At 74.3% G+C, this 12,655-nt stretch carries 12 protein-coding genes and 1 riboswitch; of the genes, 3 read left to right on the top strand and 9 right to left on the bottom strand.

The genetic code is table 11. The features are described 5' to 3' along the window. Positions 1-568: 568 nt before the first annotated feature. Positions 569-1,339, bottom strand: coding sequence for a precorrin-4 C(11)-methyltransferase (gene cobM / locus FOF52_RS19380; RefSeq protein WP_068753587.1), 771 nt, complete (start codon positions 1,337-1,339; stop codon positions 569-571). Next, entirely contained in the window at positions 1,336-2,553 is a 1,218-nt protein-coding gene (cbiE, locus tag FOF52_RS19375) for a precorrin-6y C5,15-methyltransferase (decarboxylating) subunit CbiE (RefSeq protein WP_248591327.1), read from the bottom strand. Before cbiE ends, cobM begins: the two co-directional genes overlap by 4 nt. Positions 2,554-2,626: 73 nt before the next feature. Further along, a riboswitch (cobalamin riboswitch) is annotated at positions 2,627-2,821 on the top strand. Positions 2,822-2,902: 81 nt separating this feature from the next. Here cbiE and FOF52_RS19370 point away from each other — a divergent pair. From FOF52_RS19370 to FOF52_RS19360, 3 genes are read left to right on the top strand one after another with little or no spacing between them, the layout of a single operon-like run. Then, entirely contained in the window at positions 2,903-4,852 is a 1,950-nt protein-coding gene (locus FOF52_RS19370; protein ID WP_198156320.1) for a VWA domain-containing protein, read from the top strand. Then, positions 4,852-5,466 carry a cob(I)yrinic acid a,c-diamide adenosyltransferase gene (gene cobO / locus FOF52_RS19365; protein ID WP_068753592.1) on the top strand — a complete coding sequence of 205 codons (615 nt, stop codon included), beginning with the start codon at positions 4,852-4,854 and terminating at the stop codon, positions 5,464-5,466. Before FOF52_RS19370 ends, cobO begins: the two co-directional genes overlap by 1 nt. Continuing rightward, positions 5,456-6,883, top strand: coding sequence for a cobyrinic acid a,c-diamide synthase CobB (locus FOF52_RS19360; RefSeq protein WP_248591326.1), 1,428 nt, complete (start codon positions 5,456-5,458; stop codon positions 6,881-6,883). The genes cobO and FOF52_RS19360 overlap by 11 nt, the downstream gene beginning before the upstream one ends. Before the next feature lie 86 nt (positions 6,884-6,969). Here FOF52_RS19360 and FOF52_RS19355 read toward each other — a convergent pair whose 3' ends face one another. From FOF52_RS19355 to ehuC, 7 genes are all read right to left on the bottom strand, one after another. Beyond that, on the bottom strand, positions 6,970-7,713 hold the full coding sequence (locus tag FOF52_RS19355; RefSeq protein WP_068753594.1) for a cobalt-precorrin-6A reductase: 744 nt from the start codon (positions 7,711-7,713) through the stop codon (positions 6,970-6,972). Further along, positions 7,710-9,215, bottom strand: a complete 1,506-nt coding sequence (locus tag FOF52_RS19350; protein ID WP_068753596.1) for a cobyric acid synthase — start codon at positions 9,213-9,215, stop codon at positions 7,710-7,712. The genes FOF52_RS19355 and FOF52_RS19350 overlap by 4 nt, the downstream gene beginning before the upstream one ends. Further along, the gene (locus FOF52_RS19345; RefSeq protein ID WP_083947906.1) at positions 9,212-10,018 is read right to left on the bottom strand and encodes a CbtA family protein; all 807 of its coding nucleotides are present in this window, start codon (positions 10,016-10,018) and stop codon (positions 9,212-9,214) included. Before FOF52_RS19345 ends, FOF52_RS19350 begins: the two co-directional genes overlap by 4 nt. Beyond that, complete coding sequence (locus tag FOF52_RS19340) at positions 10,009-10,209, bottom strand: CbtB domain-containing protein (RefSeq protein WP_068753598.1); 201 nt, start codon at positions 10,207-10,209, stop codon at positions 10,009-10,011. The genes FOF52_RS19345 and FOF52_RS19340 overlap by 10 nt, the downstream gene beginning before the upstream one ends. A 272-nt stretch (positions 10,210-10,481) precedes the next feature. Next, positions 10,482-11,291: an ectoine/hydroxyectoine ABC transporter ATP-binding protein EhuA gene (gene ehuA / locus FOF52_RS19335; protein ID WP_248591325.1), complete on the bottom strand. Its 810-nt coding sequence runs from the start codon at positions 11,289-11,291 to the stop codon at positions 10,482-10,484. Beyond that, positions 11,278-11,916 (bottom strand): ectoine/hydroxyectoine ABC transporter permease subunit EhuD, encoded by a 639-nt coding sequence (gene ehuD / locus FOF52_RS19330; protein ID WP_248591324.1) that lies wholly within the window; start codon positions 11,914-11,916, stop codon positions 11,278-11,280. The genes ehuA and ehuD overlap by 14 nt, the downstream gene beginning before the upstream one ends. Continuing rightward, positions 11,916-12,641, bottom strand: a complete 726-nt coding sequence (gene ehuC / locus FOF52_RS19325; RefSeq protein ID WP_248591323.1) for an ectoine/hydroxyectoine ABC transporter permease subunit EhuC — start codon at positions 12,639-12,641, stop codon at positions 11,916-11,918. Before ehuC ends, ehuD begins: the two co-directional genes overlap by 1 nt. Between the last annotated feature and the right edge of the window lie 14 nt (positions 12,642-12,655).

Below are 12,655 nucleotides of genomic sequence, written 5' to 3'. Positions count from 1 at the left end.
GGGGTAGATCCCTGTCCGGTCTCCGGGTGGCTTGGGTGGTGGAGGATCTCAACCCTTCCGGTCTGCCTCAGCCGCGAGGCGCGGCAGCCCTGACCGCTCCCCGGGTGCGGGAGGGGTTGCCGGGCGGCGGGTATCCAATGGCAAAGTGCTACAGGAGGGTGGCCATCCCTCCGAGACCGGAGCAAGCGTCAAGGCTGCCGGGCCTCCCGGCCGAAACCAACCAGCCACCCCACCACCTGCCCGGCCCCCGAATGGCTTGGGCTGGTGGAGGATCTCAACCCTTCCGGTCTGCCTCAGCCGCGAGGCGCGGCAGCCCTGACCGCTCCCCGGGTACGGGAGGGGTTGCCGGGCGGCGGGTATCCGGTGGCGAAGCGCTGCGGAAGGATGGCCATCCCTCCGAGACCAGAGCGGGGGTCAGGGCTGCCGGGCCTCCCGGCCGAAGCAGACGGAGACTGTCAGCGCAGCACGGAACCATCCGCAGCCTGGAGACAACCCCCGCCCGCCACCCCGCGATGATCTTGACACGAGGGGGCACCAAACCGCAGATCATGGCCCCTTTCTGTCAAGATCATCGGGGTGTGGTGCCGCGGTCGCGGGCCGGGTCGTACAGGTGCGAACCGACAACCTGGCAGACGTCCAGCTCCCGGCTGGCCACGGCCGGACCCACCAGGATGACCGCGGCCTTGCGCAGCCCGGCCGCCTCCACCTGGTCGGCGATGTCGGCGAGGGTACCGCGCAGCACCAGCTCGTCGGGGCGGGTCGCGTGCGCGACCACCGCCACGGGGCAGTCGGCCCCGTACTCGGGCACCAGCTCCTCGGCGAGGGCGCGGACCCGCCGAATCGCCAGGTGCAGCACGAGAGTGCCGCGCACCTTCGCGACGTTCGCCAGCGCCTCCGACTCCGGCATCCGCGTGGAGCGGGCCTGGGTGCGGGTGAGCACCACGGTCTGCACCAGTTCGGGAACCGTCAGCTCGGTGCCGAGCAGGGCCGCCGCCGCCGCGTACGCGGGCACACCGGGGGTGACGTCCCAGGCCACGCCCGCCGCGTCGAGCCGCCGGGTCTGCTCGGTCAGGGCGCTGTAGACCGACGGGTCGCCGGAGCAGAGCCGGACCGCGTCCAGACCGCGCCGGTCGGCCTCGACCAGGTGGGCGGTGATCTGGTCGAGGTCGAGGTGCTGGGTGTCCACCAGTTCGGCGTCGGCGGGGCAGTGCGCCAGGATCTCGGCGTCGATGTAGGTGCCCGCGTACAGGCAGACGGGGGTGGTGCGCAGCAGCTCCACCGCGCGCAGCGTCAGCAGGTCGGCGGCTCCGGGGCCGGCTCCCACAAAGTGGACGGTCATGGCTGGTCCTCCTGATCTGTCTTGGTCGCGGCCCACTGGACGACCGGGCGGGCCGGGCTCCATCCGGTGAAGGCGCCCAGCGGCGCGGCCCGTTCCACCGCCAGGCGGGTCAGGTCGCCGCCGTGCCGCTTCCACCGCTCCACCAGGGCGGCCTCCGTCTCCAGCGTCACCGCGTGGACCACCATCCGGCCGCCGGGCCGCAGCGCCGACCAGCACAGGTCCAGCACGGCCGGGTCGGAGGCCCCGCCGCCGACGAACACCGCGTCCGGCGACTCCAGGCCGGCCAGTGCCTCGGGGGCGGCGCCGTGGACCACGCGCAGGGACGGCACACCCAACCGGGCGGCGTTGCGGGCGATGCGGCGCACCCGTTCGGGGTGCCGCTCGACCGCGACGGCCCGGCACCGGGGGTCGGCGCGCAGCCACTCCACGGCCACCGACCCCGCTCCGGCCCCGACGTCCCACAGCAGCGCCCCGGGACGCGGGCCGAGCGCGCACACCGCGGCGATCCGCAGCTCCCGCTTGGTGAGCTGGCCGTCGTGGTCGAAGACCTCGTCGGGCAGTCCGGGCGTGACGGGATGCCCGCCGTCCGTCGCGACCTCCACGCACACCACGTTCAGCGCGGGCGCGGCCCGCCCGCCCCACTCCGCCGCGGTGGCGTCCCGCCGTGTCTCGTGCTCGGCGCCGAGGTCGGCCAGGACGGTCATCCGGCTGCCGCCCAGACCGTCCTCCACCAGCCGCGCGGCCACCCGGGCGGGGGTGGTGCCGTCGGAGGAGAGCACGACCAGCCGCCGTCCGGGGGTGAAGTAGCGGCGCACCGCGTCGACGTCGCGTCCCACGAGCGTCACCACGTCCACGGACTCCGCGCTCCACCGCATCCGGGCCCGCGCCAGGGCGACGGAACTCACGGCGGGCAGGATGCGCACCCGGTCCGCGCCGAGCAGGCGCACCAGGGTGGTACCCACCCCGGACAGCAGGGGGTCGCCGGAGGCGAGGACCGCCACCCTGCGGCCGCGGTACCGATCCAGCATCGCCGGAAGGCCGCTGAGCAGCGGAGAGGGCCAGGGTTCGCGTACCGCCCCGGTGTCGGGGACCAGGGCCAGGTGCCGGGCGCCGCCGATGACCACCTCGGCGTCGCGGATCGCCACGCGGGAGGCGGGCGGCAGCCCCTCCCAGCCGTCGGCGCCCACGCCGACCACGGTGACCGGTGTTTCCATGGCGGGCAACCCTAACCGACCGGGGAAGTGACCCCGCCCTCCGGGCACCCGCACCGCCACCGGCTAGACTCGGCCGCGGCAGAACCACCGAGGTGCCCCGGCCACGGGGATAATCGGGAAGCCGGTGCGAATCCGGCACAGGCCCGCTGCGGTGACCTGGGAACCGCCGATCATGCGCGTGAGCGCAGCCACTGGACGAGGGTCCGGGAAGGCGATCGGACGGTGCTGATCAGGAAGTCCGAAGACCGGCCTCGGCACGGCTGCCGCTTTTGCCCACCCCCAGCGGGAGCCTGTGGAGGAACGCGTGCACGTGTACCCGTTCAGCGCCGTCGTCGGTTCCGACGACCTGATGCTGGCCCTGATCCTGACCGGTGTTAGCCCCGAGATCGGGGGTGTGCTCGTCCGGGGTGAGAAGGGCACCGCGAAGTCGACGGCGGTGCGCGCGCAGGCCGCCCTGCTCCCCCCGGTCACCGTGGTCGCCGACTGCCGGTTCTCCTGTGATCCCGCCGCCCCCGACCCCGCCTGCCCGGACGGGCCGCATCCCCCGTCGGCCGCCTCTGTCAGCCGCCCGGTGCGTCTGGTGGAGCTGCCGGTGGGTGCGGGCGAGGACCGGGTGGTGGGCTCCCTGCACCTGGAGAAGGCCCTGTCGGGCGGCGGCGTCGAGTACGAGCCGGGGCTGCTGGCCCGCGCCCACCGCGGCATCCTCTACGTCGACGAGGTCAACCTGCTCCACGACCACCTGGTGGACCTGCTGCTCGACGCGGCGGCCATGGGCCGCGCCACCGTGGAGCGCGACGGGGTGTCGCTCACCCACGCCGCGCGGTTCAGCCTGGTGGGGACGATGAACCCGGAGGAGGGCGAGCTGCGTCCGCAGCTGCTGGACCGGTTCGGCCTGTCGGTGGAGGTCGCCGCGCCCCGCGATCCGGCGCTGCGGGTGGAGATCGTGCGGCGGCGGCTCGCGTTCGACGCCGACCCGGAGGGCTTCACCGCCGCCTACGCCGCGGCGGAGCGGGAGCTGTCCGAGCGCGTGGCGGCGGCGCGCGCCCGCCTGCCGGAGGTGGTGCTCGGCGAGGACGCGCTGCTCGCCGTCGCCGAAGTGTGCGCCGCGTTCGACGTGGACGGCATGCGCGCCGACCTGGTGTGCGCCCGCGCGGCCGTGGCCCACGCCGCCTGGTGCGGCCGCACCGAGGTCACCCGGGCCGATGTGCGCGCCGCCGCCCGCCTCGCCCTGCCGCACCGGCGTCGGCGCAACCCGTTCGACAGTCCCGGCATGGACGAGGACCTGCTCGACGAGGTGCTCGGCGACGACCCGGATCCGGGTCCGGACGATCCGGGCGGGGGAGGCGGCCCCGCCCCGGAGGACGGACCGGACTCCCCCGTCCCGTCCGACGCGGGCTCCGCTTCCTCCGCGCCCGCGGACCCCTCCGGTGCTTCCGCCCCGCCCGACGCCGAGCCCCGGCCCGACGTTCCGGCGCCGGTGTCCGTCACCGCCCCGGAGGAGGCGTACCGTGCCCGGCTGTTCACGGTCGCCGGAACCGGCAACGGCACGCTGGGCCGCCGTTCGCGGGCGGTCACCACGGCGGGCCGCACCGTCGGCGACGTTCCGGCGGACCGGGGGACGGGACCGATCCACCTGGCCGCCACGGTCCGTGCCGCCGCGCTGCGCTCCGCCGCGTCCCGACCCGCCCGGCTGTCCCTCGTCCCCGCCGACCTGCGGCGGGCCGTGCTCGAGGGCCGGGAGTCCAACCTGGTGCTGCTGTGCGTGGACGCCTCCGGCTCCATGGCTGCCCGGCGGCGCATGGCCCAGGTCAAGACGGCTGTCCTCGCCTTGCTGCTGGACGCCTACCGCAGACGCGACCGGGTGGGGCTGGTGACCTTCCGGGACCGGGACGCCACCCTGGTGCTGCCGCCCACCGGGTCGGTGGACGTGGCGGCGGCCCGCCTGCGGGAGCTGCCCGCCGGGGGCCGCACCCCGCTAGCCGAGGGCCTGCTGGAGGCGGCGGAGACGCTGCGGCGGGAGCGGCTGCGCGACCCCGACCGGCGCGCCCTGCTCGTGGTGGTCACCGACGGTCGGGCCACCGCCGGACCCGCCGCGGTGGAACGCTCCCTGCGCGCCGCCGACCACCTGGCCCGCGAGGGGGTCGCCGCGCTGGTCATCGACTCTGAGACGGGCCGGTTCCGGATGGGGCTGGCCGCCGCCCTGGCCCGCCGCATGGGGGCCGAGTACACCCACGTCGGCGAGGTCAGCGCCGAATCGATCACGTCCGCCGTTGCCGAGGCCACTGGGAGGGCCGCCTGATGCCCAAGGGACAGCCGACCGTCGTGCCCGACGACGGGCTCACCACCCGCCAGCGCCGCCACCGGCCGCTGCTCATGGTGTACACCGGTGACGGCAAGGGGAAGTCCACCGCCGCGTTCGGGTTGGCGCTGCGCGGCTGGAACCAGGGCTGGCGCATCGCGGTGTTCCAGTTCGTGAAGTCCGCGAAGTGGCGGATCGGGGAGCAGACCGCGTTGGAGGCGCTCGCCGGGGTGCACGCCGAGAAGGGCGTGGGCGGTCCGGTCGAGTGGCACAAGATGGGGTCGGGCTGGTCGTGGTCGCGGAAGGCGGGCACGGAGGCCGACCACGCGGCCGCGGCTGCGGAGGGCTGGGCCGAGGTCAAGCGCCGCCTCGCCGAGCAGCGGCACGACCTGTACGTGCTCGACGAGTTCACTTACCCCATCGCCTGGGGCTGGGTCGACGTCGACGACGTGGTGGCGGCCCTGCGCGACCGCCCCGGGCACCAGCACGTGGTGGTCACCGGCCGCCGCGCCCACCCCGCGCTGCTGGAGGCGGCCGACCTGGTCACGGAGATGACGAAGGTGCGGCACCCGATGGACGCGGGCCAGAAGGGGCAGCGCGGCATTGAGTGGTGAGCCCCCGTACGACGATGCGGTGACGCCGCTGCCCCGACTGGTGGTCGCCGCCCCCGCCTCGGGGGCCGGCAAGACCACGGTGGCCACCGGGCTCATGGCGGCGCTGCGTGCCGCCGGCTACGAGGTGTCGGGGCACAAGGCCGGACCGGACTACATCGACCCCGGCTACCACGCCCTGGCCACCGGGCGGCCGGGCCGCAACCTCGACGTGCACCTGCACGGTGAGGAGCTGCTGGCCCCGCTGCTGCTGCACGGCGCGCGCACCCCGCGGCCGGCCGACCTGGCCGTGGTCGAGGGCATGATGGGCCTGTACGACGGGCGGCTCGCGGGACGCGGGTTCGCGTCCACCGCGCACGTGGCCACCGTGCTCGACGCCCCCGTGGTGCTGGTGGTGGACGTGTCCCACACGTCGCGGTCGGCGGCGGCAGTGGTGGCGGGCATGGCGGTGTTCGACCGCCGGGTGCGGGTCGCCGGGGTTGTGCTGAACCGGGTGGGGTCGGACCGGCACGCCGCCGAGGTCGCCTCCGCGATGGAGGAGATCGGTGTTCCGGTGCTGGGGGCGCTGCGCCGCGACGACGGGATCGCCGCCCCCTCGCGGCACCTGGGGCTGGTGCCCGCCCAGGAGCGGGCCGAGTCGGCGGCGGTCCTGGACCGGTTGGCCGAACGCATCGCCGCGCAGGTGGACCTGGCCGCGGTGGTGGAGGTCGCGCGGTCCGCGCCGCCGCTGCGCGCGCGGGCGTGGTCGCCGGAGGAGGCGCTCGCCGCGGCGGGTCTGCCGAGCGCGTCCGAGCAGGGTGACGGGCCGGTGGTGGCGGTGGCCGGGGGGCGGGCCTTCACCTTCCGCTACGCCGAGACCGAGGAGCTGCTGCGCGCCGCGGGCTGCCGCCCGGTGGTGTTCGATCCGACGTCTGAGCCCGCCCTGCCCGACGGTACCGCCGGGCTCTACCTGGGCGGCGGTTTCCCCGAGGTGTACGCGGCGGAGCTGGCGCAGAATACGGCGCTGCGCGCGGCCTTGCTGGAGGCGGTACGGTCGGGGGTGCCGACGGTCGCCGAGTGCGCGGGGCTGCTGTACCTGTGCCGCGAGGTGGACGGCGCGCCGATGGTGGGCGCGCTCGACGCGGTGGGGGCCATGACGCCGAAGCTGGCCTTGGGCTACCACGCGGCGCTGGCCCCGGAGGAGACCCTGCTGGCGGAGGCGGGGGACCGGGTGTCCGGGCACGAGTTCCACCGCACCGGTGTCGCGTCCACCGGGGAGCGGGCGGGTCCGGCCTGGCTGCTGGACGGACGGCCCGACGGTTTCTCCGCCGACCCGGCGGGCCTCGGCCGTCCCACGCTGCACGCCTCCTACCTGCACACCCACTGGGCGGGCTGTCCGCGGGCCGCGGCCCGGTTCGCGGCGGCGGTCCACGCCCGGTGACCGGGAGCGGGTACCGGATCGGTTGGCTTAATGATCTTGGCGGGAGTGGGGTGTCACCCGCGGTTGCGCCCCCGCTACCGTCAAGATCATCGTCTTGTGGGTCCTAGCCACTCCAGGACGGCGGGGACGTCCGTGACCTCGGGGGCGTTTCCACCGTACCGGGGGCGGCGCACCACCACCACGGCGACGCCCAGCTCGTCGGCGGCGTCCAGTTTGGCACGGGTGTAGGAGCCGCCGGAGTCCTTGGTGACCAGCACCTCCACGGAGTGCTCGCGCATGAGTGTCCGCTCACCGTCGAGGGTGTAGGGGCCGCGGTCGCGCAGCAGCGTCCACGTCGGCGGCAGTGCGAGGTCCACGGCCTCCACCACCCGGGCCAGTACCGTGTGCCGGGCGAGCGGGGCGACGAAGCGGTGCAGGGTCTGCCGTCCCGTGGTGAGGAGGACACGGCGGCCCAGCGCGGCGGCGTGTCGGGCGGCCTCGTCGTGGTCGTCCACCCAGGTCCAGCGGGCCGCGCCCGCCTCGTCGGCCCAGCCGGGGCGGACCAGGCGCAGCAGCGGCACACCGGTCCGCGCGCACGCCTCGGCCGCGTTGGCGGAGATCCGCGCGGCGAAGGGGTGGGTGGCGTCCACCACCCGGGTGATCCCGTTGCCGCGCAGGAAGTCGACGAGTCCGCCGACCCCGCCGAAGCCGCCGATGTGCACCCCGCCGACGGGCAGGCGCGGTCGGCTGACCCGTCCGGCGAGGGAGGACAGCACCGGTGTCCCGGCGGCGACGAGCGCCTCGGCGAGGGCGCGCGCCTCGGCCGTGCCGCCGAGGACGAGCACCGTCACCGCAGCTCTCCCCGCACGGTCGGCAGGACCGGGGGTCCCTCGGCGATCAGGCGCAGCACGGCGTCCATGTCGAGGTGCTCCTCCACGAGGTCGGCGAGCAGGTCGAGGCGGGCCTCGCGGGCGGCGGCGAAGCTGACCCGCCCGAACCGGCCGCCGTCGCGTCCCGCGTGCTCGGCGGCTGCCGCCAGCCACGCGCCCCGGAACGCGTCGTGTTCCAGGCTGCCGTGCCACATCGTGCCGTACACGGAGCCGTCGCGCAGTCCGCCGGGGAACGCCTCGCCCCGGCCGGTCCGGACGCGGCCGTGGTGGATCTCGTATCCGCCGACGGGCACGCCCCGCCACTTCCCGGAGGGCAGGCGCAGCACCTTGTCGCGGGTGAAGACGGTCTCCAGGTCGAGCAGGCCCAGTCCGGCGGCGGTGCGCCCGGCCGAGCCCTCCACGCCGTCGGGGTCGCGAATCGTACGGCCCAGCATCTGGCAGCCGCCGCAGAGGCCCAGCACCGTGCCGCCCCGGCGGGCGTGGCCGGTGATCGCGGTGTCCAGGCCGCGGGAACGCAGCCACTCCAGGTCGGCGAGGGTGGCGCGGGTGCCGGGCAGGACGACAACGTCGGCGGAGGCCAGCGGCCGGGGGTCGGTTACGAAGTCGACGCGCAGGTCCGGTTCCAGGCACAGGGCGTCGACGTCGGTGAAGTTGCTGATCCGGGGCAGCATCACCACGGCCACCCGCAGCGCGGGGGCGGCCGCGGCGTCCGCCTCGCGGGCGGTGAGGGCCAGCGAGTCCTCGGAGTCCAGCCACAGGTCGCGCTGCCAGGGCAGGACGCCGAGTACGGGCCGGCCGGTCAGGTCCTCCAGGGTCTTCAGCCCCGGGTCCAGCAGGGCCGCGTCGCCCCGGAACTTGTTGATGACGAACCCGGCAACCAGGGCCTGGTCGGCGGGGTCGAGTAGGGCCAGCGACCCGTACAGCGCGGCGAACACGCCGCCCCGGTCGATGTCGCCGACCACGACGACGGGCAGGTCGGCGGCGCGCGCCAGGCCCATGTTGACGTAGTCGTGGGCGCGCAGGTTGATCTCGGCGACGCCGCCCGCGCCCTCGCAGACCACCACGTCGTAGCGGGAGCGCAGCTCCGCCAGCGCGGCGTGCGCGGCCTCGGTGAGCGTGGCGCGCCCGCCCGCGAACTCGCCTGCCCGCAACCGGCCGGAGGGGCGGCCCCGCAGCACGACGTGGCTGGTGCGGTCGCCGCCGGGTTTGAGCAGCACCGGGTTCATGGCGGTCTCGGGTTCGGCGCGCGCGGCGAGCGCCTGGACCCACTGGGCGCGGCCGATCTCGGCGGCCCGCCCGTCGGGGTCCGCGACCACCATGGAGTTGTTCGACATGTTCTGCGCCTTGAACGGCGCCACCCTGATCCCGCGCCGGGCCAGGGCCCGGCACAGGGCGCTGGTGACCACGGACTTGCCCGCGTCGGACGTGGTCCCGGCCACCAGCAGGCCCCGTGCCGTACTCATCGGTCTCCTCGCGTTCCGGCCGCCGACCGGCGGTCGAACCGTTCGGTCAGCCAGGCGAAGGCCACTCCCAGCACCAGCCAGAGGCTGGCCTGGGTGGCCAGCGAGGCCGTGCGGAATTCCCACAGCAAGGTGGCGGGGAAGTCTTCGCCGACCTCGTCGATTCCGGGGAGGGCGAGGTAGCCGACACAGACCACCGCGAGGAACACGGCGAGGGGGGCCGTGAGACGCGAGGCGAGCGACGTCCCGGACGGCAGTGCGCGCGCGGCGGCCACGGCGGCCGCGGCCGCGGCGAGGCCGAGGAGCACCGCGGCCGCCCAGAGCAGGGTGCGCTGGTCGATCGTCTCGGGGGCGCCCACCGCGGGCGGGTTGGCGGGGTACTTACCGAACGGCACCGCCGCGACGGCCGCCCATCCCAGTCCGGCGGCGACCAGCGCGAGCACCGGTCCGCTGAGCCGGCTGCGGTGCCGGGCCGCGGAGAGCACCGAGGCGTAGAGCGCTCCCAGCGCCATACCCGCAAGGCCGGTGGCGAGGAACAGTCCCACCTGCTGTCCGGTACGGCTGACCAGTGCGTCCTCTCCGTGGGAGTGGGCGTGGCCTTCGTCTGCTCCGTGGTCGTGGGAGACGGCTGCCTGCTCTTCCAGGGCGATGGCCGCCTCGATCTGGGGTTCGCCGAGGAGGAAGGCGACGGCGCCCGCGACCAGCCCGGCCAGCAGTCCGGCCAGCAGCCCGCGGAGCAGCAGTTGCAGGTAGGTGCCCCGCAGCGGACGGACCGGCGGGGAGACGGCGGGGGAGGTCAGTGACACGGGACCCCCATGAGGTGGCGGCCGTCGTGCATCAGTTCGTGCAGGTACATTCCCGTGCGGGAGACGGCTCCCTGGTCGAAGCCGACCAGGTAGAGGACGAGGAGGGCGAGGACGGTCACCGCAGTGGCGGTGAGCGCGAGCGGGACGGGGCCCAACTCCGCGCCGACCCGGGGGGCATGGACGGCTGACATGGTCACTCCTTACAGGATTACGCGTCCCACAGAGACCACACGCGTCGGGTGAGTTTTCTGGCTCACGGGCTTGTGCCCGTCCACAGTGGCGCGACCGCTCCGGGTTTCGACCGGATTGCCTGCACCAGACGCATCCCTGTTCTCTTGTCCGGGGGGAGTGTACCCAGCCGCGTGGTGGGTCATGCCGGGCGGGGAACCCTTCCCGGGGCTCCTCCTCGTCCGCGCCGCCGGGCCGGTGCCGCGGGGGTGCGCGGTACCGGCCCGGCGGGGCCCTAGTCCAGGACCGCGTGCAGGAAGGCGCGGGTGCGCTCCTGGCGGGGGTCGCCGAAGATCTGCTCGGGCGGCCCTTCCTCGACGATGCGGCCCTGGTCGAACATCAGCACCCGGTGGGAGACGTCCCGGGCGAACTGCATCTCGTGCGTGACCAGCAGCATGGTGATGTCGGTGGTCTCGGCGACGGTGCGCAGCACGTCGAGGACTCCGGTGACCAGTTCCGGGTCGAGGGCGGAGGTGACCTCGTCCAGCAGCAGGATTCTCGGGCTCATCGCCAAGGCGCGCGCGATGGCGACGCGCTGCTGCTGGCCGCCGGACAGCTGGGTGGGGTGGGCGTCGATCTTGTCGGCGAGGTCCACCATCTCCAGCAGTTCCGCGGCCCGCCGGTCGGCCTCCACGCGGGGCACGCCCAGGCTGTGGACGGGCCCCTCGGTGATGTTCTGCCGCACGGTCATGTTCGGGAACAGGTTGAACTGCTGGAAGACCATGCCGATCTGCCTGCGCACCCGGCGCTGGTGCTGCTCGTTGGCGCGGACCAGGCGGCCGCCCCGGTGCATGTGGCTGAGCGGTTCCCCGCCGACCCAGATGACGCCGTTGGTGACCTGCTCCAACGTCATCAGCAGACGCAGGATGGTGGTCTTGCCGGAACCGCTCGGGCCGATGAGGGTGACCCGTTCGCCGGGGGCGACGGTGAAGTCCAGGTGGTCGAGGACGGTGTTGGCGCCGAACCGCTTGACCACCCCGTCGAAGCGGATGAGCGGCTCCTGCTCGTGCTGGTCGGTGCCGGGGGAGGGTTCAGACTGCGGCATAGCGTCGCTCCAGTTGTCGGATGATGATGGCCGAAGGCACGCTCACCAGGAGGAAGAACAGGCCGACCAGGGTCATGGCCTCCAGGTAGCGGAAGTGCACGCCGCCGATCCGCGAGGCCTGGTACATCAGTTCGCCGACGGTGATCGCGAACAGCAGGGGCGTGTCCTTGAACATGGCGATCAGGTAGTTGCCGAGTGCGGGGATCACCTTGCGGACCGCCTGCGGCAGCACCACCGCGCCCCAGGTGCGGTGCGCGGGCAGGCTCAGCGCCCGGCACGCCTCCCACTGTCCCGGCGGCACGCCCTCGATCCCGGAGCGGTACACCTCGGCGGTGTAGGCGGCGTAGTGCACGCCCAGGACCGCGACGCCGACCGTGAACGCCGAGACGTAGCTCGGCGCCAGGTAGAACACGAAGACCAGCTGCACCAGCAGCGGGGTGCAGCGGATGAACTCCATGACCGCGAACACCGCGGTCCCGAGCACCGGCACGCGGCGCGCCAGCGCCACCGCCAGTCCCAGGACGAGCGCCAGCACGTAGCCCAGCAGGGTGGCCTGGACGGTGACGACCAGCCCGTCGAGCAGGTCGGGGACGATCTTCCCGGTGAACTCCCAGTCCCAGGTCATCAGCGGCCACCTCCGGCGGCGGTGACGGGCGGGGGCCGCAGCAGGGACCACAGTCCGCTGTCGGAGGCGGGGAGCCGCCCCAGCCTCCGGTTGGCCCGGCGTTCCAGCAGCCGCATGCCGATGATGAGCAGCTGGGCGAGCACGAAGTAGACGACCAGGGCCCCGGCGAAGGCCGCGATCGTGTCTCCGGTGGCGGCCCGCTGCTCCTGGGCGATGCGGGTCAGGTCGGCGACCCCGATCAGCGACACGATGGCGGTGGCCTTCATCAGTTCGATGACGAGGTTGCCGAAGGTGGGCAGCATCTGCGCCCACGCCTGCGGCAGCACCACCGCCCACGTGCGCCGCCACCACGACATGTTGAGCGCGACGGTGGCTTCGATCTGCGTCGGGGGCACCGCGTTGACGGCGGCCCGCACCACCTCGGCCCCGTAGGCGCCGACGTTGAGGCCGAGCGCCAGCACCGCGGCGAACACCGGGTCGATTTCGTAGGGGGTGAGCTGGGGGATCGCGAACGCCATCCAGTACATCAGGACCAGCGCGGCCACACCGCGGAACGTCTCGGTGTAACAGGTGGCGACGGCGCGCGCGGCCAGGTTGCGCAGGGTCCCGAGCAGGCCCACGACCATGGCGAGGACGAAGGCGAGCGCGGCCCCGAGCAGGGTGATCACGAGGGTGGTTCCGGCCCCGCTCAGGTAGAGCGGGAGCCGGTCGATGAAGAAGTCCACGTCGGCTGCCGCCC

The sequence above is a fragment of the Thermobifida alba genome (genome assembly GCF_023208015.1).
Taxonomy (GTDB): domain Bacteria; phylum Actinomycetota; class Actinomycetes; order Streptosporangiales; family Streptosporangiaceae; genus Thermobifida; species Thermobifida alba.
Note: the sequence above shows the minus strand (reverse complement) of the source record. Positions and strands in the feature narration are given on the sequence as shown.

What these genes read in the sequence shown, in the direction of transcription:
- cobM (WP_068753587.1), bottom strand. Translation starts at nt 1,339, where the DNA reads ATGACCGTCCACTTTGTGGGAGCCGGCCCCGGAGCCGCCGACCTGCTG.
- cbiE (WP_248591327.1), bottom strand. Translation starts at nt 2,553, where the DNA reads ATGGAAACACCGGTCACCGTGGTCGGCGTGGGCGCCGACGGCTGGGAG.
- FOF52_RS19370 (WP_198156320.1), top strand. Translation starts at nt 2,903, where the DNA reads ATGCTGGCCCTGATCCTGACCGGTGTTAGCCCCGAGATCGGGGGTGTG.
- cobO (WP_068753592.1), top strand. Translation starts at nt 4,852, where the DNA reads ATGCCCAAGGGACAGCCGACCGTCGTGCCCGACGACGGGCTCACCACC.
- FOF52_RS19350 (WP_068753596.1), bottom strand. Translation starts at nt 9,215, where the DNA reads ATGAGTACGGCACGGGGCCTGCTGGTGGCCGGGACCACGTCCGACGCG.
- FOF52_RS19340 (WP_068753598.1), bottom strand. Translation starts at nt 10,209, where the DNA reads ATGTCAGCCGTCCATGCCCCCCGGGTCGGCGCGGAGTTGGGCCCCGTC.
- ehuA (WP_248591325.1), bottom strand. Translation starts at nt 11,291, where the DNA reads ATGCCGCAGTCTGAACCCTCCCCCGGCACCGACCAGCACGAGCAGGAG.
- ehuD (WP_248591324.1), bottom strand. Translation starts at nt 11,916, where the DNA reads ATGACCTGGGACTGGGAGTTCACCGGGAAGATCGTCCCCGACCTGCTC.